Here is an 18,161-nt window from a genome sequence, read left to right on the forward strand (position 1 = left end):
TTACAACAGGATAGTGCGGATGTCGCCCAGCAAGTCGCTCAGGCGCTTGGTGAAGCGTGCAGCCGCCGCGCCGTTGATCACGCGGTGATCGTAGGACAGCGACAGAGGCAGCATCAGTTTCGGCTGGAAGGCTTTGCCGTCCCAGACTGGCTGGATGGTTGCCTTGGAAACGCCGAGGATCGCCACTTCCGGTGCATTGACGATCGGCGTGAAGCCGGTGCCGCCGATGTGCCCGAGGCTGGAAATGGTGAAGCAGGCGCCCTGCATGTCGTCAGCAGTGAGCTTCTTGTCACGGGCTTTGGCAGCCAGTGCAGCGGCCTCCGCGGCAAGTTGCAGCAGGCTTTTCTGGTCGACGTTTTTGATCACAGGGACCAGCAGGCCATCCGGGGTGTCTACGGCAAAGCCGATGTTGACGTACTTCTTGCGGATGATCGCTTTGCCGCTTGGCGCCAGCGAGCTGTTGAAGTCCGGCATTTCCTTGAGCAGGTGGGCACAGGACTTGAGCAGCAGAGGCAGTACGGTCAGCTTCACGCCGGCTTTTTCTGCGACGGCTTTTTGCGCGACGCGGAAGGCTTCCAGCTCGGTGATGTCAGCCTGATCGAACTGAGTCACGTGCGGGATGTTCAGCCAGCTGCGGTGCAGGCTCGACGCGCCGATTTGCATTAGGCGGGTCATGGCCACTTCTTCAACTTCGCCGAAGCGGCTGAAGTCCACTACAGGGATCGGAGGAATACCTGCGCCGCCGGTTGCGCCGGCTGCTGGAGCTTCCTTGGCCTTCTGCATCATGGCTTTGACGTAAGCCTGCACGTCTTCCTTGATCACACGACCGTGCGGGCCGCTCGGGCTGACCGCGTTCAGCTCGACGCCGAACTCGCGGGCCAGTTGACGCACGGCCGGGCCGGCGTGAACTTTGGCACCGCTTGGCGCAGGTGCGGCGGCCGGGGCAGGTGCCGCGGCTTTGGCAGCCGGTGCAGCTGCAGGAGCAGCCACTGGCGCTTCAGCTGTGGCCGCAGCAGGTGCTGGCGCCTGAGCCGGTGCAGCTGGCGCAGCGGCGCCCGCTACCTTGAGCTTGAGGATGAAGTCGCCAGTGCCGACTTCGTCGTCCAGCTTGACCGAAATGCTTTCAACCACACCGGCGGCCGGCGATGGAATTTCCATGCTGGCTTTGTCGGATTCAAGGGTGATCAGCGATTGATCAGCCTCAACGGTATCGCCGGCCTTGACCAGGATCTCGATGATTTTGGCTTTGCCCGACGAACCGATGTCCGGGACGTGAATGTCCTGGACGGTGGCTTGTGCAGGTGCTGCAGCCGGGGGCGCAGGGGCCTCGGCAACAGGTGCGGCGGCCGGCTTTTCAGCGGCGGCAGCAGGCGCCGCAGGGGCTGGTGCTTCAGGTGCAGCAGCGCCACCTTCAACTTCCAGCTCCAGCAGTTCGTCGCCTTCTTTCAGGCGGTCGCCCAGCTTGACCTTCAGGCTCTTGACGACGCCGGCCTTGGGAGCAGGGATTTCCATGCTCGCCTTGTCCGACTCCAGGGTCAGGATGCTCTGGTCGGCTTCGATACGGTCGCCGACTTTTACAAACAGTTCGATGACTTCGCCGTCACCGCTGCCGATGTCAGGTACTCGAATGAGTTCGCTCACAAATATTCTCCTCAGCAGTCCAGTGGGTTGCGTTTTTCCGGGTTGATGCCGAACTTGACGATGGCTTCAGCCACCACCTTGGGTTCGATATCGCCACGGTCAGCCAGTGCTTCAAGGGCTGCCAACACCACGAAGTGACGGTCTACTTCAAAGAAGTGACGCAGTTTCTTGCGGCTGTCGCTGCGGCCGAAACCGTCAGTGCCCAGCACTTTGAATTCCTTGACCGGTACCCACTGACGAATCTGCTCGGCGAACAGCTTCATGTAGTCGGTAGAGGCAATGACCGGACCCTTACGGCCAGTCAGGCACTCTTCAACGTAGCTCAGCTTGGGCTTCTGGCCCGGGTGCAGACGGTTGCTGCGCTCAACGGCCAGGCCGTCGCGACGCAGTTCGTTGAAGCTGGTAACGCTCCATACGTCAGCACCGATGTTGAAGTCTTCACGCAGGATTTTCGCCGCTTCACGTACTTCGCGCAGGATGGTGCCGGAGCCCATCAGCTGAACGTGGTGAGCCGCTTCCTTGGTGTCTTCTTCAAGCAGGTACATGCCCTTGACGATGCCTTCCTCAACACCGGCCGGCATGGCTGGCTGCTGGTACGACTCGTTCATCACGGTGATGTAGTAGAAGACGTCCTGTTGCTCTTCGGTCATCTTCTTCATGCCGTCCTGAATGATCACCGCCAGCTCATAGCCGTAGGTCGGATCAAAGGTGCGGCAGTTCGGGATGGTGCTGGCCAGGATGTGGCTGTGACCGTCTTCGTGCTGCAGGCCTTCACCGTTGAGCGTGGTACGCCCGGCGGTGCCGCCGATCAGGAAGCCACGGGTGCGGCTGTCGCCGGCAGCCCAGGCCAGGTCGCCAATGCGCTGGAAGCCGAACATCGAGTAGAAGATGTAGAACGGCAGCATTGGCTGGTTGTGGTTGGAGTACGAAGTACCGGCGGCGATGAAGGAGCTCATGGCGCCTGCTTCGTTGATGCCTTCTTCGAGAATCTGACCTTTTTTGTCTTCGCGGTAGAACATCACCTGGTCTTTATCAACCGGCTCGTAGAGCTGGCCGACGGCCGAGTAGATGCCCAGCTGGCGGAACATGCCTTCCATACCGAAGGTGCGTGCTTCGTCCGGGATGATCGGAACGATGCGCTGACCGATGTCCTTGTCCTTCACCAACTGCGCCAGGATGCGCACGAAAGCCATGGTGGTGGAAATTTCACGGTCGCCGGAACCGTCAAGGATGGCCTTGAGCGTGTCCAGTGGCGGAGTAGGGATGCTCAGGCTCTTGGCGCGGCGCTGAGGGACGAAACCGCCCAGTGCAGTGCGACGCTCGCTCAGGTAACGGGCTTCGGCGCTGCCGTCTTCCGGCTTGAAGAACGGCAGGTTTTCGATTTCGTCGTCTTTGACCGGAATGTCGAAACGGTCGCGGAACAGCTTCAGGCTTTCAACATCAACTTTCTTGGTGTTGTGCGCAGTGTTTTTCGCTTCGCCGGCACCGGTGCCATAACCTTTGATGGTCTTGGCCAGGATGACGGTTGGCTGGTCTTTGTGATTGACCGCTTCGTGGTACGCCGCGTAGACCTTGTACGGGTCGTGGCCGCCACGGTTGAGCTTCCAGATCTCGTCGTCGGACAGATCGGCAACCATCGCCTTGAGTTCTGGCGTGTTGAAGAAGTGCTCACGCACGAACGCGCCGTCTTTGGCTTTGTAGTTCTGGTATTCGCCGTCGATGACTTCGTCCATGCGACGTTGCAGGATACCGTCGACGTCCTTGGCCAGCAGTGGGTCCCAGAAACGGCCCCAGATGACTTTGGTCACGTTCCAGTGAGCGCCGCGGAACACGCCTTCGAGTTCCTGGATGATCTTGCCGTTACCGCGAACCGGGCCATCAAGGCGCTGCAGGTTGCAGTTGATGACGAAGATCAGGTTGTCGAGGTTTTCGCGGCCTGCCAGAGAGATGGCGCCCAGGGATTCCGGCTCGTCACACTCGCCGTCGCCCAGGAAACACCAGACTTTTTGCTTGCCGGCAGGAATGTAGCCACGGGCTTCCAGGTACTTCATGAAGCGTGCCTGGTAGATCGCCTGGATCGGGCCAAGGCCCATGGATACAGTCGGGAACTGCCAGAAGTCAGGCATCAGCCAAGGGTGCGGGTAGGACGACAGGCCCTGACCGTCGACTTCCTGGCGGAAGTTGTTCATTTGGTCTTCGGTGATGCGGCCTTCCATGAACGCACGGGCGTAAACGCCTGGCGAGGTATGACCCTGGAAGTAGATCAGGTCGCCGCCATGTTCTTCGGTCGGAGCCTGGAAGAAGTAGTTGAAGCCGATGTCATACAGCGTTGCGCTGGAAGCGAAACTGGAGATGTGACCGCCCAGGTCAGAATCTTTCAAGTTCGTGCGCATAACCATCGCCATCGCGTTCCAGCGTACCAGCGAGCGAATGCGGCGTTCCATGAACAGGTCGCCAGGCATGCGTGCTTCGTGGGTAACAGGAATCGTGTTGCGGTATGGCGTGGTGATGGCGTACGGGAGTTGCGAACCGGTGCGTGTAGCGAGCTCACCCATACGGGTCATCAGGTAGTGAGCGCGTTCTTCGCCTTCTTTGTCGAGAACCGATTCCAGGGCGTCCAGCCATTCCTGGGTTTCGACGGGATCGAGGTCTTGCATGGCTTGCTCCAGGGCGGAAAGGCTTCCAGAATCGGTTGCCTGAGTTTGCGACTGGCCTTGTGGGCAGACGACATAAATTCTTGGATGACCGGAGGGTTGATTCCGGCGTTGTGTAGTTTTACTACAAATCGTCGGCCATTTCAGCCTTTCGAGTATCTTGCTCAGTAGTAAAACTACAGGAAAGCATAGGATGCTTACCTATTGCGTTGTGTGAAAAATCGATATTGTTGGTGGGTAATTTACAATTTGACCTTCAGATGTCAGGTCGGCTGCCAATTAAATAGAAAATCCAGCTATTTGTAACCTTTGTTCGACAGTCGGATTTAACCGCTGTTTCTTCCTGTCACCGTACTCGGCAACGTCTTCGCCGATCAAGGATAGACCATGAGCCTTCCCTCGCTTGCCGCAATCCCCAGCCTTTTATTGCCACTTGCCAGCCGTAGCCAACAGTCATGGCGTGCTGCGGTCGCGCAACTCGCAGGCGAGCAGGAACTCGATGACTGGTCGCCGCAGCGCTGGGCAGCGTTTGATCGGGTAAGTGCGGCGAGTGACTTCTTTATTGAACAGTCATTGCGTGACCCTTTGATGTTGCTTGAACTGGTGCGCGCGGGGGAGCTGGACCGCAGCTTCAAGCCTGGCGAGTTGTGCGGGCAAATCGCGGCTGTCGTGGCGACGGCAACCACCGATGACGAACTGGGCCGTGTACTGCGGCGTCAGCGCACCCGTCAGCAAATCCGGATTATCTGGCGTGATCTCAACCGTCAGGCCGATCTGATTGAAACCTGCCGCGACCTGTCGGACATGGCCGATGCCAGCATCGATCAGGCTTATCGCTGGTTGTATGAGCGCCATTGCCAGCAATTTGGTACGCCTACCGGCAATCGCAGTGGCGAGCCACAGCAGATGGTCATTCTGGGCATGGGCAAACTGGGCGCCGTGGAGCTCAATCTGTCATCGGACATCGACCTGATTTTCGCCTACCCCGAGGGCGGCGAAACTGTCGGAGCAAAGCGTGCGCTGGACAATCAGGAGTTCTTTATCCGCCTGGGCCAGCGCCTGATCAAGGCCCTGGACCCGATGACCGTTGACGGTTTTGTGTTCCGTGTCGATATGCGCCTGCGGCCTTACGGTTCTTCTGGCGCGCTGGTGTTGAGCTTCAACGCACTGGAGCAGTACTACCAGGATCAAGGTCGCGACTGGGAGCGCTACGCCATGATCAAGGCCCGGGTAGTGGCCGGTGACCAGGAGGCGGGGGCGCAGTTGCTCAGTTTGCTGCGACCGTTCGTTTATCGGCGCTACCTCGACTTTTCGGCGATTGAAGCGCTGCGCACCATGAAGCAGCTGATCCAGCAGGAAGTGCGGCGCAAAGGCATGGCCGACAACATCAAGCTGGGCGCTGGCGGGATTCGTGAAGTCGAATTTATCGCCCAGGCCTTTCAACTGATCCACGGCGGTCGTGACCTCAGTCTGCAGCAACGCCCGCTGCTTAAAGTGCTGAGCATCCTCGAAGGTCAGGGTTACCTGCCCGCCGCGGTCGTCAGCGAGCTGCGTGAAGGCTATGAATTTTTGCGCTACACCGAGCATGCGATTCAGGCCATTGCCGACCGCCAGACCCAAATGCTGCCGGACACTGAGCAGGATCAGGCGCGTATTGCCTTCATGATGGGCTTCGACAGCTGGGCGGCGTTCCACGAGCAGCTGATGGAGTGGCGCGGCCGTATCGACTGGCACTTCCGTCAGGTAATTGCCGACCCGGACGACGAAGAAGATATCGACGAAGGTGAGCTGATCGTCGGTGGCGAGTGGTTGCCGTTGTGGGAAGAAGTCCAGGATGACGCGGCGGCCTGCGTCCAACTGCAAGAAGCCGGGTTTGTCGATGCTCCCAAGGCCCTTAAGCAGCTGGCCAGCCTGCGCTCCAGCCCGCAATTGCGGGCCATGCAGCGTTTGGGGCGCGAGCGGCTGGATGCCTTTATTCCGCGTCTGCTGGCTCAGGCGGTGGAGCATGCCAACCCCGATCTGGTGCTGGAGCGGGTGTTGCCGCTGGTTGAGGCAGTCGCCCGGCGCTCCGCATATTTAGTGTTGTTGACCGAGAACCCCGATGCCCTGCGACGTTTGCTGACTCTGTGCGCGGCCAGCCCATGGATTGCCGAGCAGATCACCCGTTTCCCGTTGTTGCTCGACGAGTTGCTCAATGAAAGCCGTCTGTTCAAGCCGCCGCTGGCCCCAGAGCTGGCTGGCGAACTGCGCGAACGTCTGACGCGTATTCCAGAAGACGACCTTGAGCAGCAGATGGAGGCCTTGCGTAATTTCAAGCTGGCGCACCGCCTGCGGGTGGCCGCCTCGGAAATCGCCGGCAGCCTGCCTTTAATGAAAGTCAGCGATTACCTGACCTGGCTGGCCGAAGCGATTCTGGAACAAGTGCTGGCGCTGGCCTGGCGCCAGACGGTGGCCAAGTACGGCACGCCGCAGCGTGCGGACGGCAGCCTGTGCGATCCCGGCTTTATTATCGTGGGCTATGGCAAGGTGGGCGGAATCGAGCTGGGGCACGGCTCGGATCTGGATCTGGTGTTTATTCACGATGGCGACCCCAGTGCTGACACCGATGGGTCCAAACCCATCGATAGCGCGCAATTTTTCACCCGTCTTGGCCAGCGCATCATCCACTTGTTGACCGCCCAGACCAACTCCGGGCAGCTGTATGACGTCGATATGCGCCTGCGCCCGTCAGGCGCCTCGGGGTTGCTGGTCAGCTCGCTCGGGGCTTTCGAGCGTTACCAGCAAAACGAAGCCTGGACCTGGGAACATCAGGCGCTGGTGCGGGCTCGGGTACTGGTGGGTTGCAAGCAGGTCGGGGCCGCATTCGAGCAGGTGCGCGCGAGCGTTCTGTGCCGGGAGCGCGATTTGCCCACCCTGCGCCAGGAAGTCAGCGAGATGCGGGCCAAAATGCGCGGCAACCTCGGTACCCGGATAACCGCTGCAGGTACTGCTGAAAATGCCTTTCAGGCCACGGTGCCGTTCGACCTCAAGCAGGACGCCGGAGGTATCGTCGATATTGAATTTATGGTGCAATACGCGGCCCTGGCCTGGTCCAGGGAACACCCGGCGTTACTGCGCTACACCGATAACATCCGCATTCTGGAAGGGCTGGAGCAGGACGGGCTGATACCCGCCGCTGATGCTGCCCTGTTGCGCGAGGCTTACAAGGCCTTTCGCGCCGTAGCCCACCGGCAAGCCTTGCAGAAGGAGGCCGGGGTGGTCACGGGGGATCAATTTGTGGTCGAACGTCAACACGTACGGCGCATTTGGTCTGAGCTAGGATTGAGCTAAAGAACGTATCCGGCGGGTCCATAAGGCCCGTCCAATTTGCCTGACGTGTCATGCGCAGGTGCTGGATTCTTTGAGGAGCGTAATGATGTCGATGGCTGATCGTGATGGTGTGATCTGGTATGACGGCAAGCTGGTGCCGTGGCGCGATGCGACAACCCACGTGCTGACCCATACCCTGCACTACGGCATGGGCGTGTTTGAAGGTGTACGCGCGTATGAAACCCCGCAAGGCCCGGCGATTTTCCGGCTGCAGGCGCACACTGACCGCCTGTTCGATTCGGCCCACATCATGGGCATGAAAATCCCGTTCAGCAAAGACGAAATCAACGAAGCGACCCGCCTTGCGGTGCGTGAAAACAACCTCGACAGCGCTTACATCCGGCCGATGGTGTTCTACGGATCCGAAGCCATGGGCCTGCGTGCCACCGGCCTTAAAGTCCACGTGATCATCGCGCCGTGGAGCTGGGGTGCCTACATGGGCGCCGAGGCCCTGGAAGTCGGGATCAAGGTGCGTACCAGCTCCTTTACCCGTCACCACGTGAACATTTCCATGACCCGGGCCAAGGCCAACGGTCACTACATCAACTCGATGCTGGCTCTGCAGGAAGCGATTTCCGGCGGTGCCGACGAAGCGTTGCTGCTGGACCCGGAAGGCTTCGTGGCTGAAGGCTCGGGTGAAAACGTATTCCTGATCAAGGACGGCGTGATCTACACCCCGGATGTGACGGCTTGCCTGAACGGCATCACCCGCAGCACGATCCTGACCCTGGCCACCGAGCTTGGGTACAAGTTTGTAGAAAAACGCATTACCCGCGACGAGGTGTACATCGCCGACGAAGCATTCTTTACCGGCACTGCCGCTGAAGTAACGCCGATTCGCGAAGTTGACGGGCGACTGATCGGTATTGGCCGTCGTGGTCCGATCACCGAAAAACTGCAAAAAGCCTACTTTGATCTAGTGACCGGCAAGACTACGGCTCACCCAGAGTGGCGTACACTGGTCAAATAAAGCGATATGGCACTACAGCGGGGAGGCGAATGCCTGATTCCCGTCAGTTAAATGAACGCTGTTTCTGTAGGAGCGAGCTTGCCTCGCGATGGTCGTTAACGCTAACGCGTGTTTACTGGATAAACGCGGCGCTATCGAGATCATCGCGAGACAAGCTCGCTCCTACGGTTGAGGTAACAGGGCTTTTAACAGACAGGTATCAGGCGAATGCCTCCCTTGCTCGTTTATGGAAACTTATGAATATTTTGATCGTTGGGCCCAGCTGGGTCGGTGACATGGTGATGGCGCAGACACTGTTCCAGTGCCTGAAACAGCGTCACCCGGAGTGCGCAATCGATGTGCTGGCCCCAGAGTGGAGCCGGCCCATCCTTGAGCGTATGCCTGAAGTTCGTCAGGCCTTGAGCTTTCCGCTCGGCCACGGCGCCCTCGAACTGGCCACGCGACGCAAGATCGGCAAGTCCCTCAAGGGGCAATACGATCAGGCAATCCTGCTGCCCAACTCGCTGAAATCGGCACTGGTGCCGTTTTTCGCCGGTATCCCCAAGCGCACTGGCTGGCGCGGTGAGTTCCGCTACGGCCTGCTCAACGACGTGCGCAAGCTCGATAAAGAGCGCTATCCGCTGATGATCGAGCGCTTTATGGCGCTGGCCTATGCGCCCGGTGCAGATCTGCCCCGGCCGTACCCGCGGCCCGCTTTGCAAATCGATCCGGGGAGTCGCGCTGCGGCCCTGGACAAGTTTGGTCTGGCGCTGGACCGTCCGGTGCTGGCGCTGTGCCCGGGTGCTGAGTTCGGTGAGTCCAAGCGCTGGCCTTCCGAGCACTACGCTGCGGTGGCCGAGCAGAAAATCCGCGAAGGCTGGCAAGTCTGGCTGTTCGGCTCGAAAAACGATCATGGGGTGGGCGAAGACATCCGCTCGCGGCTGATTCCGGGGCTGCGTGAAGAGTCGGTCAACCTCAGCGGCGAGACTTCGCTGGCGCAAGCCATTGATCTGTTGTCGTGCGCTGATGCGGTGGTGTCCAACGATTCGGGGTTGATGCACGTGGCGGCGGCGCTTAATCGCCCGCTGGTGGCGGTGTATGGCTCGACATCGCCGGGCTTCACTCCGCCCTTGGCCGACAAGGTCGAGATCGTGCGCCTGGGCCTCGATTGCAGCCCGTGCTTCGATCGTACCTGCCGTTTCGGCCACTACAACTGCCTGCGTGAACTGATGCCGCAACCGGTGGTTGAAGCCTTGCAGCGTTTGCAGGGTTCTGTGGTCGAGGTCAACTAGGTGCGCGTTCTGTTGGTCAAAACCTCATCCCTGGGGGATGTGATTCATGCCTTGCCGGCGCTGACCGATGCGGCGCGGGCCATTCCGGGGATCACTTTCGACTGGGTGGTGGAAGAAGGCTTTGCCGAGATTCCGACCTGGCACCCGGCAGTGGGTAGAGTGATTCCGGTGGCGATCCGCCGCTGGCGCAAAAACATTTGGCAAACCATCAAGAGCGGCGAATGGCGACGCTTCAAGCAAAGCCTGCGCGCCGAGAAATACGACTTGGTGATCGACGCCCAGGGCCTGGTCAAAAGTGCCTGGCTGACGCGCTACGTCAACGCTCCGGTGGCCGGCCTGGACAAAAACTCTGCCCGCGAACCGCTGGCCAGCCGCTTTTATCAGCGTCGTCTGGCCGTAGCCCGTGGGCAGCATGCGGTTGAGCGCCTGCGCCAGTTGTTTGCCGTCGCTTTGGGCTACGACCTGCCCAAGGGGCTGGGCGATTACGGCCTCGATGTCGAGCGCCTGATTGAATTGCCGCGCAACAAGCCTTACGTACTGTTTTTGCACGGCACTACCTGGGACACCAAGCACTGGCCTGAACTGTACTGGCGCGATCTGGCGCTACGGATGGCGGACAAGGGTGTTGAAGTTCGCCTGCCGTGGGGCAACCCGGCGGAAAAAGCCAGGGCAGAGCGCATTGCCAACGGTTTGAGCAACGCAGTGGTTCTGCCCAAACTGAACCTGGCAGGTGTTGCCAGGGTATTGGCCAGCGCCAGCGCCTGTGTGGCGGTGGACACCGGCCTCGGGCATCTGGCTGCGGCACTGGATGTGCCGACCATCTCCCTGTTCGGGCCGACCAACCCCGGCCTCACGGGCGCCTACGGCAAGGTGCAGATCCATCTGGCCAGCGATTTTCCCTGTGCACCGTGCCTGCAGAAAAAATGTACTTACCAGCCGACTGCACAGGACCAGCAGCGGTTTGATCTGAAGAACGAGTGGCCCTTGTGCTTCACTCGTCTGAACCCTGAGCGTGTCGCGAGTCGATTAAGCACGTTGTTACTGGCTGAGGAACTGCGCTGATGCAACTGGCTTTTGTGTTGTACAAATACTTCCCGTTTGGCGGCCTGCAACGCGACTTCATGCGTATTGCACTGGAGTGCCAGAAGCGCGGGCACCAGATCCGTGTGTATACGATGATCTGGGAGGGCGATATTCCGCCGGGCTTCGAAGTGCTGGTGGCGCCGGTCAAGGCATTCTTCAACCACACGCGCAATGAAAAAATGCTCGCCTGGATGCAGGCCGATCTGGCCAAACGTCCGGTTGATCGGGTGATTGGCTTCAACAAAATGCCGGGTCTGGACGTGTACTACGCGGCGGATGGCTGCTTTGAGGACAAGGCGCAGAATTTGCGCCACTCGATGTATCGCCACTTCAAGCGCTACAAACATTTTGCCGAATACGAGCGCGCGGTCTTCGACAAAGACGCCAGGACCGAAATCCTGATGATTTCCGAGGTCCAGCAACCGCTGTTTATCAAGCATTACCAAACCCCGTTGCAGCGCTTCCATTTGCTGCCGCCGGGTATTGCACTGGACCGCCGTGCCCCGGCCAATGCGGCCGAGATTCGCGCCGAGTTCCGCCGCGAGTTCAAGCTGGCCGACGACGACCTGTTGCTGGTACAGATTGGCTCCGGGTTCAAGACCAAGGGTGTGGACCGCAGCCTCAAAGCCCTGGCCGCGTTGCCGTCGCAGCTTAGAAAACGCACCCGGCTGTTCGTCATCGGCCAGGACGATCCCAAGGTTTTCCAGCTGCAAAGCGCCACTCTGGGGCTGGGCGATCACGTGCAGTTCCTCAAGGGCCGCAGTGACATCCCGCGCTTCCTGCTGGGTGCCGATTTGCTGATCCATCCCGCTTACAACGAAAACACCGGCACGGTACTGCTTGAAGCGCTGGTGGCCGGGTTGCCGGTACTGGTCAGCGCGGTGTGCGGCTATGCCCACTACATCAGTGACGCCGATTGCGGGCGAGTGCTGGACGAGCCGTTCGAACAAACGCAACTCAATGAATACCTGACACACATGTTGTCCGACGATGCTGCACGTGCGGCCTGGAGCCGAAACGGCCTGGCCTACGCGCAGACGGCCGACCTCTATAGCATGCCGCAGCACGCTGCGGATGTGATTCTGGCGGAGCAACACTGATGAAACTGATTCTTGCCGAACCGTTCAAAAGCTTGTGGGCCGGGCGCGATGCGTTCACCGAAGTCGAGCGTCTGGAAGGCGAGGTTTACCGCGAACTGGAAGGCAGGCGTACCTTGCGTACTGAAGTCGACGGACGCGGTTTCTTTGTAAAAATCCACCGCGGCATTGGCTGGGGTGAAGTCTTTAAAAACTTGCTGACCGCCAAGCTGCCGGTTCTCGGTGCAGGCCAGGAATGGCGTGCGATCAAGCGCCTGCACGAAGTCGGCGTACCAACCATGACGGCTGTCGCCTATGGCGAAAAGGGCAGCAACCCGGCCGCCCAGCACTCGTTCATCATTACTGAAGAGCTGGCCCCCACCGTCAGCCTCGAAGACTTCAGCCTCAACTGGGTCAAAGAGCCGCCGCAGCCCAAGCTCAAGCATGCGCTGATCGCCGAAGTGGCGCGCATGACCGGCATGATGCACCGCGCCGGGGTCAACCATCGCGACTGCTACATCTGCCACTTTTTGCTGCACACCGACAAACCGGTCACGGCCGAAAATTTCCGCCTGTCGATCATTGACCTGCACCGCGCCCAGACCCGTACGGTGATCAGTAAGCGCTGGCGTAATAAAGACCTGGCGGCGCTGTATTTCTCGGCGCTGGACATCGGTTTGACCCAACGCGACAAGCTGCGATTCCTGCGCGGTTATTTCCAGCGGCCGCTACGCCAGATCCTGCGCGAAGAGGCCCGCTTGCTGGCGTGGCTCGAAGGCAAGGCGAGCAAACTCTATGAACGCAAACTGCGTTATGGAGATGCACTGTAATGGCGGGCTGGAATCTGGAACCGGCTTACAGCGCTCTGACAGCGGATTTTGGCACTCTGGATGCGGTTTTTGCCTTACAGGGGGAGCACCTGACCCGTGACCCGCTGTCCGAGGTCATTCGCGTCGAGCGCGGCGGGGTCAATTATTACGTCAAACGCTACACCGGTGCCGGCAAAGGCTTGCGCCGTTATCTGGGGCGCCCGCGGGTCAAATCCGAATGGCAAAACCTCAAGCGTTTCGCCAAGTGGGGCATTCCCACGGCAGAAGTTGTGGCCTGGGGGCTTGAGCGCAGCGGCGCGGCCTATGCCCGTGGTGCCTTGATTACTCGCGAGCTGCCCAATACCCGCGACTTGTCAGAGCTGGCCGACAACAACGATCCGTTGCTCAAGGATCGCGCCTGGGTCGATGGCGTGAGTCGTCAATTGGCCCGCTGTACGCGGATCATGCACGACCACCGCTTCACCCATAACGATCTCAAGTGGCGCAACCTGCTGATCGACGATCAGGCAAAACTGTATTTGATCGACTGCCCCAACGGCGACTTCTGGCGCGGTTTCTGGCTCAAGTACCGCATCACCAAAGACCTGGCATGCCTGGACAAAGTGGCCAAATACCACCTGACTGCCACCCAGCGCCTGCGTTTTTATTTCCAGTACACGGGGCGTAATACGCTCAACGCGGCGGACAAAGAGCGGGTTCGTCATATCGTGCGTTTCTTTGAGGGCCGGGAATGACTGATTTTGTTGCAGACGCCGAACGGGCCTTGCTTGAGCGCAACGGGCTGGCTGACTTTGATGCGTTGTGGGCCGTGCAACTGGAGGCGGTGGATGAACCCAACACCAGTGGTGCTGGCTGGAGCAGCGTGTTTCGTATGGATCTGGAAGGCCAGGGCTTTTACCTCAAGCGCCAGAGCAACTACCTGACCCGCACGCTGCACAGTCCGTTGGGCGAGCCGAGCTTTGCCCGCGAATTTCGCAATATTGAACGTTATAAACAGCTAGGCATTCCGGCGCTGGAAGCCGTGTTCTTTGGCGAGCGCAAAGTGCCGGGCGAGCGTCGGGCGATCCTGATGACCCGCGCTCTGGATGGCTGGACTGATCTGGATTCGTTGCTTGAGCAGTGGTCGCAACTGACGGCCGGGCAACAGCAGGCGATCTTGCAGGCATGCGGCCAGTTGGCGCGTCGCCTGCACGCGGTGCGTCAGGTTCACGGCTGTTTTTATCCCAAGCACATTTTCTTGCAGCCTGATGGTGCGGCCTATCGCGCGCAACTGATCGACCTGGAAAAAACCCGGCCCTTGCTGCTGGGCCAGCGTGACCGGGTCAAGGATATCGAGCCGTTGCTGCGTCGGGCCCATGCCTGGACTGAAGCTGACGTGCGCGCCTTGCTCGCGGCCTATCTGGAACAGCCGGCAGACAGTGGCCTGGTGGATGCGTGGTATCAGCGCCTGAACGTGCGTCGCAGCCACAAGGAGACCCGCTGATGCGTTTGTCCGAACTGCAAAGCGCCGGGCGTGCGCCGGGCTTGCCGCTAAGCATTGAGCTGGAGGACGCCGCCGGGCCCGCCCAGCTGCAACTGCTGACACTGTTGCGCGTGTTGCCGGGCCAGCGCTATGTCGGCGCCGGTGTCTGGCGCGGGCGTACGGTGCTGGCCAAGTTGATGGTGGGCCCTAAAGCTGCGCGCAATTTTCAGCGCGAGCTCAATGGCGTGCGTCTGCTGGCCGAGCAAGGGCTGACCACGCCCTTGCTGCTGGCCGACGGTTTGCAGGAAGGCGAGGGCGGCTGGTTGCTGTTCGAGTTTCTGGAAAACGCCCAGAGCCTGGATATGGCCTGGAAAGCGGTGCAGGGTTTGCCGGTCCTGGCAGATGAGCAGCAAGACGTATTGGCACAAGCGCTGGGCGCGATCGGGCAGATGCACCTCAAGGGGCTCTGGCAGGAAGACCTGCACCTGGACAACCTGCTGCGTCAGAACGGCAAGCTGTATTTGATCGACGGTGCGGGTATTTGCGTCGAAGAGGCAGGCAAGCCGCTGTCCCGACAAAAAGTGCTGGAAAACCTGGGCGTGTTCTTCGCCCAGTTGCCGAAAAACCTTGAGCCGTTTATCGAAGAATTGCTGGTGCATTATTTGCTCAGCAATGGCGAGCACGCCTTGCCGATGGAAGCGCTGCTCAAGCAAGTCGAGAAAATCCGTGCCTGGCGGCTGAACGACTTTTTGACCAAGGTCGGTCGGGACTGCACCTTGTTCAGCGTGCAGCGCGGGGCTTTTGCCTTGCGCGCCATTCGCCGCGACGAGGAGGCAGCGATGCTGCCGGTACTGGCCCGGGCCGATGCCTTGCTCGATCAGGGACACCTTTATAAAACCGGTGGTGCAGCGAGTGTCGGCAAGGTTGAAGTGGCGGGCCGCACGCTGGTGGTCAAGCGCTACAACATCAAAGGTTTCGCCCACTGGCTCAAGCGTTTTTGGCGTCCGAGCCGGGCTTGGCATTCGTGGCGCGAGGGCAACCGCCTGGCGTTTCTGGGCATTGCGACGCCCCAGCCTCTGGCGTTGCTGGAAACACGTTTTTGCTGGCTGCGCGGCAAAGCGTATCTGGTGACCGAGTACTTGCCGGGCCCGGACATCATCGAGCGCTTTGCGCCCTATGTTGAGAGGGGTGATGCGCCGCCAGTCGAGTTGCAGGCGCTGGACGGGTTGTTTGCCGATTTGATTCGCGAGCGCATCAGTCACGGCGACCTCAAGGGACATAACGTGTTCTGGGATGAAGGGCGCTGGGCGCTGATTGATCTGGATTCGATGTGCCAGCACCGTTCCCTGAGCAGTTTCGCCCCGGCGTATGCCCGTGACCGGGCGCGCTTCATGCGTAACTGGCCAGCGGACAGTGCGTTGTATCAATTGATCGACGGGCGCCTGCCCAGACAGCCCTGACCCCAACCCTCTGTAGGAGCGAGCTTGCTCGCGAGCTTTTGGTTGCGACGTTATAAGAGCTCGCGAGCAAGCTCGCTCCTACAGGGGCGGGGATTCGTTTAAAAGCTGTATTCGGCGCCTGCGCCGGCATACCACGAACGGCCCGGGGCTGCTTCGTAGTAGCGGCTATTGCCATCGGCCACAATCACCGAGCCTACGTATTGACGGTCCAGCAGGTTGTCCAGACGCAATGTCTGGTGGAAGGTCCAGTGCTCGACCTTCTGTTCAAACTTCGCCCGCCAGTTGAATACGCTGTAAGCCGGTGCTGCCTTTGCGGTGTTGGTGTCTTCAACGTAGACCTTGCTGCGGTACATGCCTTCGATGGCGGTACTGACCCAGTCGGTCGGCTTCCAGTTCACCTCGGCAAACAAGGTGGTCTGCGGCACGCCGGGCAGGTAGTTGCCTTTGTCGATAGTACCTTTGGTGCTGGCGAAGTCGCTGTCGTAGGTCGCTTGCAGGCGGGTGTAGGCCAGGGTGGTGGTCCAGTGTTCGCTGAGCTGGCTTTCGACCCCCAGTTCAAATCCGCGGCGCAGGGTGCGGCCGGCGTTCTGATAGGTGGTGCGTCCGCCGGTATTGCTCAGAACCACCAGCTCATCTTCGGTGGTGATCTGGAACACGGCCGCGTTGATTCGGGTGTTATTGATTTGAGCCTTCAGGCCCATTTCGTACTGGGTGCTTTCGGAAGGCTTGAGGCCGAAGTTAAAGCCATTGCCGCCTGGGGAATAAGCCAGCTCGGCCTGGGTCGGCGTTTCAAACCCCTTGCCCGCGCTGACATAACCATGCAGATCAGGGGTGAAGGCATACATCACGCTGACCGATGGCGTGGCTTTCTCATAGCGCTTGGTACCGCTGTCGTCGCCATTGCTCAAAAATTGATCATTGACGTCCATTTCCATGGTGCTGTAGCGCAAGCCGGCCTGCACGGTCCAGTCATCGATAGCCCAGTTGGCCTGTACATACGGATCCAGGCTGCGGGCGGTATCGACCTCGTCGCGTACCATCGCGCCTTTGACCCCTAGTTGGTCGCCTATGTAGTTGTTGTAGCCGTGGCGGCTGTCCTGGCTTTGGTCAAAGTCAAGGCCGCCAATCAGGGTCAGCTCGCCCGGCACGCCATCTACCGGTTGCAGCCAGCGCAGGCTGGCGCCGTAGAACTTGCGGTCGAATTGAACGACACCGCCGCCTTGCTCGTTGCTGGGAGTTCCCTTTGGGATCGCCAGATACTGAATCACGCTGCGGGTGCCGGTGTAGGCGTTGACCTGCAGGGTGGCGTCGCCGATATAGCGCTCGTAGTTCATCCCCAGTTGCTGGTGGTCGATGCTCTTGCGCGTGTTGTAGGTCAGGGCTGCTGGCGTTACCGAGCGCGGGTCGGCCTTGTAGGCTTCCCAGGTTTGCCCCAGCGGGTCTTGCGTACCGTTTTGTTCAAGGCTGCTGTAAATCAGCGCCAGCTTGCTGTCGTCATCAGGGTGCAGGTTGAGCTTGGCGAAGGTCTGGTCGCGGCGTGCAGCGCTGTGGTCGCGGTAGCCGTCGGTGTCCATGCGCGAGGCATCGAGCACAAAGCCGATGTCATCGGTGGCGCCTTCGGCGGTGAGGTGGTTTTTGCTCAGGCCGTCGCTGCCGATCAGGGTTTCGGCACCTATGCGCGGCGGGCCTTCGCCATCACGGGAGAACATTTGAATGACCCCGCCGGCGTTGCTGCCGTACAAGGTGGCCGCCGGGCCGCGCAGCACTTCAATGCGCTCGGCGGTGTCGAGGTTGAAGGTGGCAGCCTGGCCCTGACCGTCAGGGGTGCTGGCCGGGATGCCGTCTGCAATCAACTTGATGCCACGTACGCCGAATGCCGAGCGGGCACCAAAACCGCGGGATGAAATCTGCAGGTCCTGAGCGTAGTTCTGACGGTTTTGCACCACCAGCCCCGGCACCCGGGATAAAACCTCCGAGGCATTAATACCCAGCTGGCCATCGCTGATTTGCTGTTGGCTGATGCTGTCTACCGAGTACGGCAGATCAAAACTTGGGCTAGCGCTGCGCGAGCCGGTGATGACGCTGGGGTCCAGCTCCAGGGTTTGGGCGGCGAAACCGTTGGAGGCCAGGCACAGGCCGGGCAGCAGCAGAGCAAAGCGTGCAGGTGCAAAAAATTTCATGGGCGGTTCAGGGGTTCCGTGTGAAGCGACCCGTCCGGGCGACGGGTATCAGGCTAGCAGAGGGCGCGCAGTTTAGCGGCTGAGCGCTGCAATTGCTTGGGTGCATCGGCGTGAGGGGCAGGTACTGCGGGATGCAGGAGGTTTCGCACGGTTTTTTCGGACAGC

General features: G+C 60.1%; 12 protein-coding genes. 9 read left to right on the forward strand and 3 right to left on the reverse strand.

Annotated features, from left to right (window positions below; translation table 11 throughout):
* Together aceF and aceE are read right to left on the reverse strand one after the other, a co-directional pair.
* Positions 1-1,641 carry a dihydrolipoyllysine-residue acetyltransferase gene (gene aceF / locus ACP7BO_RS15080; RefSeq protein ID WP_426211191.1) on the reverse strand — a complete coding sequence of 547 codons (1,641 nt, stop codon included), beginning with the start codon at positions 1,639-1,641 and terminating at the stop codon, positions 1-3.
* 11 nt (positions 1,642-1,652) lie between these two features.
* Positions 1,653-4,298 carry a pyruvate dehydrogenase (acetyl-transferring), homodimeric type gene (gene aceE, locus ACP7BO_RS15085; RefSeq protein WP_060695871.1) on the reverse strand — a complete coding sequence of 882 codons (2,646 nt, stop codon included), beginning with the start codon at positions 4,296-4,298 and terminating at the stop codon, positions 1,653-1,655.
* A gap of 384 nt (positions 4,299-4,682) precedes the next feature.
* Between aceE and glnE the strand changes: the two genes are divergently transcribed.
* From glnE to ACP7BO_RS15130, 9 genes are all read left to right on the forward strand, one after another.
* A complete protein-coding gene (gene glnE / locus ACP7BO_RS15090; protein ID WP_426211193.1) occupies positions 4,683-7,625 on the forward strand; it encodes a bifunctional [glutamate--ammonia ligase]-adenylyl-L-tyrosine phosphorylase/[glutamate--ammonia-ligase] adenylyltransferase in 2,943 nt (980 codons plus the stop codon).
* Between the two features lie 85 nt (positions 7,626-7,710).
* Positions 7,711-8,634, forward strand: coding sequence for a branched-chain amino acid transaminase (locus ACP7BO_RS15095; protein WP_003438904.1), 924 nt, complete (start codon positions 7,711-7,713; stop codon positions 8,632-8,634).
* A 236-nt stretch (positions 8,635-8,870) separates the two neighbouring features.
* Positions 8,871-9,905, forward strand: coding sequence for a lipopolysaccharide heptosyltransferase II (waaF, locus tag ACP7BO_RS15100; RefSeq protein ID WP_397455086.1), 1,035 nt, complete (start codon positions 8,871-8,873; stop codon positions 9,903-9,905).
* The gene (gene waaC, locus ACP7BO_RS15105) at positions 9,906-10,967 is read left to right on the forward strand and encodes a lipopolysaccharide heptosyltransferase I (RefSeq protein ID WP_426211196.1); all 1,062 of its coding nucleotides are present in this window, start codon (positions 9,906-9,908) and stop codon (positions 10,965-10,967) included.
* Positions 10,967-12,088, forward strand: coding sequence for a glycosyltransferase family 4 protein (locus tag ACP7BO_RS15110; RefSeq protein ID WP_397455084.1), 1,122 nt, complete (start codon positions 10,967-10,969; stop codon positions 12,086-12,088). The genes waaC and ACP7BO_RS15110 overlap by 1 nt, the downstream gene beginning before the upstream one ends.
* Positions 12,088-12,894 carry a lipopolysaccharide core heptose(I) kinase RfaP gene (rfaP, locus tag ACP7BO_RS15115; RefSeq protein ID WP_073509404.1) on the forward strand — a complete coding sequence of 269 codons (807 nt, stop codon included), beginning with the start codon at positions 12,088-12,090 and terminating at the stop codon, positions 12,892-12,894. Before ACP7BO_RS15110 ends, rfaP begins: the two co-directional genes overlap by 1 nt.
* Complete coding sequence (locus tag ACP7BO_RS15120; protein WP_397455081.1) at positions 12,894-13,628, forward strand: lipopolysaccharide kinase InaA family protein; 735 nt, start codon at positions 12,894-12,896, stop codon at positions 13,626-13,628. The genes rfaP and ACP7BO_RS15120 overlap by 1 nt, the downstream gene beginning before the upstream one ends.
* Positions 13,625-14,377, forward strand: coding sequence for a lipopolysaccharide kinase InaA family protein (locus ACP7BO_RS15125; protein ID WP_426211198.1), 753 nt, complete (start codon positions 13,625-13,627; stop codon positions 14,375-14,377). The genes ACP7BO_RS15120 and ACP7BO_RS15125 overlap by 4 nt, the downstream gene beginning before the upstream one ends.
* Positions 14,377-15,816, forward strand: coding sequence for a lipopolysaccharide kinase InaA family protein (locus ACP7BO_RS15130; protein ID WP_426211200.1), 1,440 nt, complete (start codon positions 14,377-14,379; stop codon positions 15,814-15,816). The genes ACP7BO_RS15125 and ACP7BO_RS15130 overlap by 1 nt, the downstream gene beginning before the upstream one ends.
* A 98-nt stretch (positions 15,817-15,914) precedes the next feature.
* Here ACP7BO_RS15130 and ACP7BO_RS15135 read toward each other — a convergent pair whose 3' ends face one another.
* Entirely contained in the window at positions 15,915-17,996 is a 2,082-nt protein-coding gene (locus ACP7BO_RS15135; RefSeq protein ID WP_426211201.1) for a TonB-dependent receptor family protein, read from the reverse strand.
* Positions 17,997-18,161: the final 165 nt, after the last annotated feature.

Source organism: Pseudomonas sp. TWR2-1-1, assembly GCF_049897045.1.
GTDB classification, from domain to species: domain Bacteria; phylum Pseudomonadota; class Gammaproteobacteria; order Pseudomonadales; family Pseudomonadaceae; genus Aquipseudomonas; species Aquipseudomonas versuta.

Excerpts from the sequence above, each read along its gene's own strand:
- ACP7BO_RS15120 (WP_397455081.1), top strand. The coding sequence starts at position 12,894 with ATGGCGGGCTGGAATCTGGAACCGGCTTACAGCGCTCTGACAGCGGAT.
- glnE (WP_426211193.1), top strand. The coding sequence starts at position 4,683 with ATGAGCCTTCCCTCGCTTGCCGCAATCCCCAGCCTTTTATTGCCACTT.
- ACP7BO_RS15095 (WP_003438904.1), top strand. The coding sequence starts at position 7,711 with ATGTCGATGGCTGATCGTGATGGTGTGATCTGGTATGACGGCAAGCTG.
- waaF (WP_397455086.1), top strand. The coding sequence starts at position 8,871 with ATGAATATTTTGATCGTTGGGCCCAGCTGGGTCGGTGACATGGTGATG.
- rfaP (WP_073509404.1), top strand. The coding sequence starts at position 12,088 with ATGAAACTGATTCTTGCCGAACCGTTCAAAAGCTTGTGGGCCGGGCGC.
- aceE (WP_060695871.1), bottom strand. The coding sequence starts at position 4,298 with ATGCAAGACCTCGATCCCGTCGAAACCCAGGAATGGCTGGACGCCCTG.
- ACP7BO_RS15125 (WP_426211198.1), top strand. The coding sequence starts at position 13,625 with ATGACTGATTTTGTTGCAGACGCCGAACGGGCCTTGCTTGAGCGCAAC.
- ACP7BO_RS15135 (WP_426211201.1), bottom strand. The coding sequence starts at position 17,996 with ATGAAATTTTTTGCACCTGCACGCTTTGCTCTGCTGCTGCCCGGCCTG.
- ACP7BO_RS15110 (WP_397455084.1), top strand. The coding sequence starts at position 10,967 with ATGCAACTGGCTTTTGTGTTGTACAAATACTTCCCGTTTGGCGGCCTG.
- ACP7BO_RS15130 (WP_426211200.1), top strand. The coding sequence starts at position 14,377 with ATGCGTTTGTCCGAACTGCAAAGCGCCGGGCGTGCGCCGGGCTTGCCG.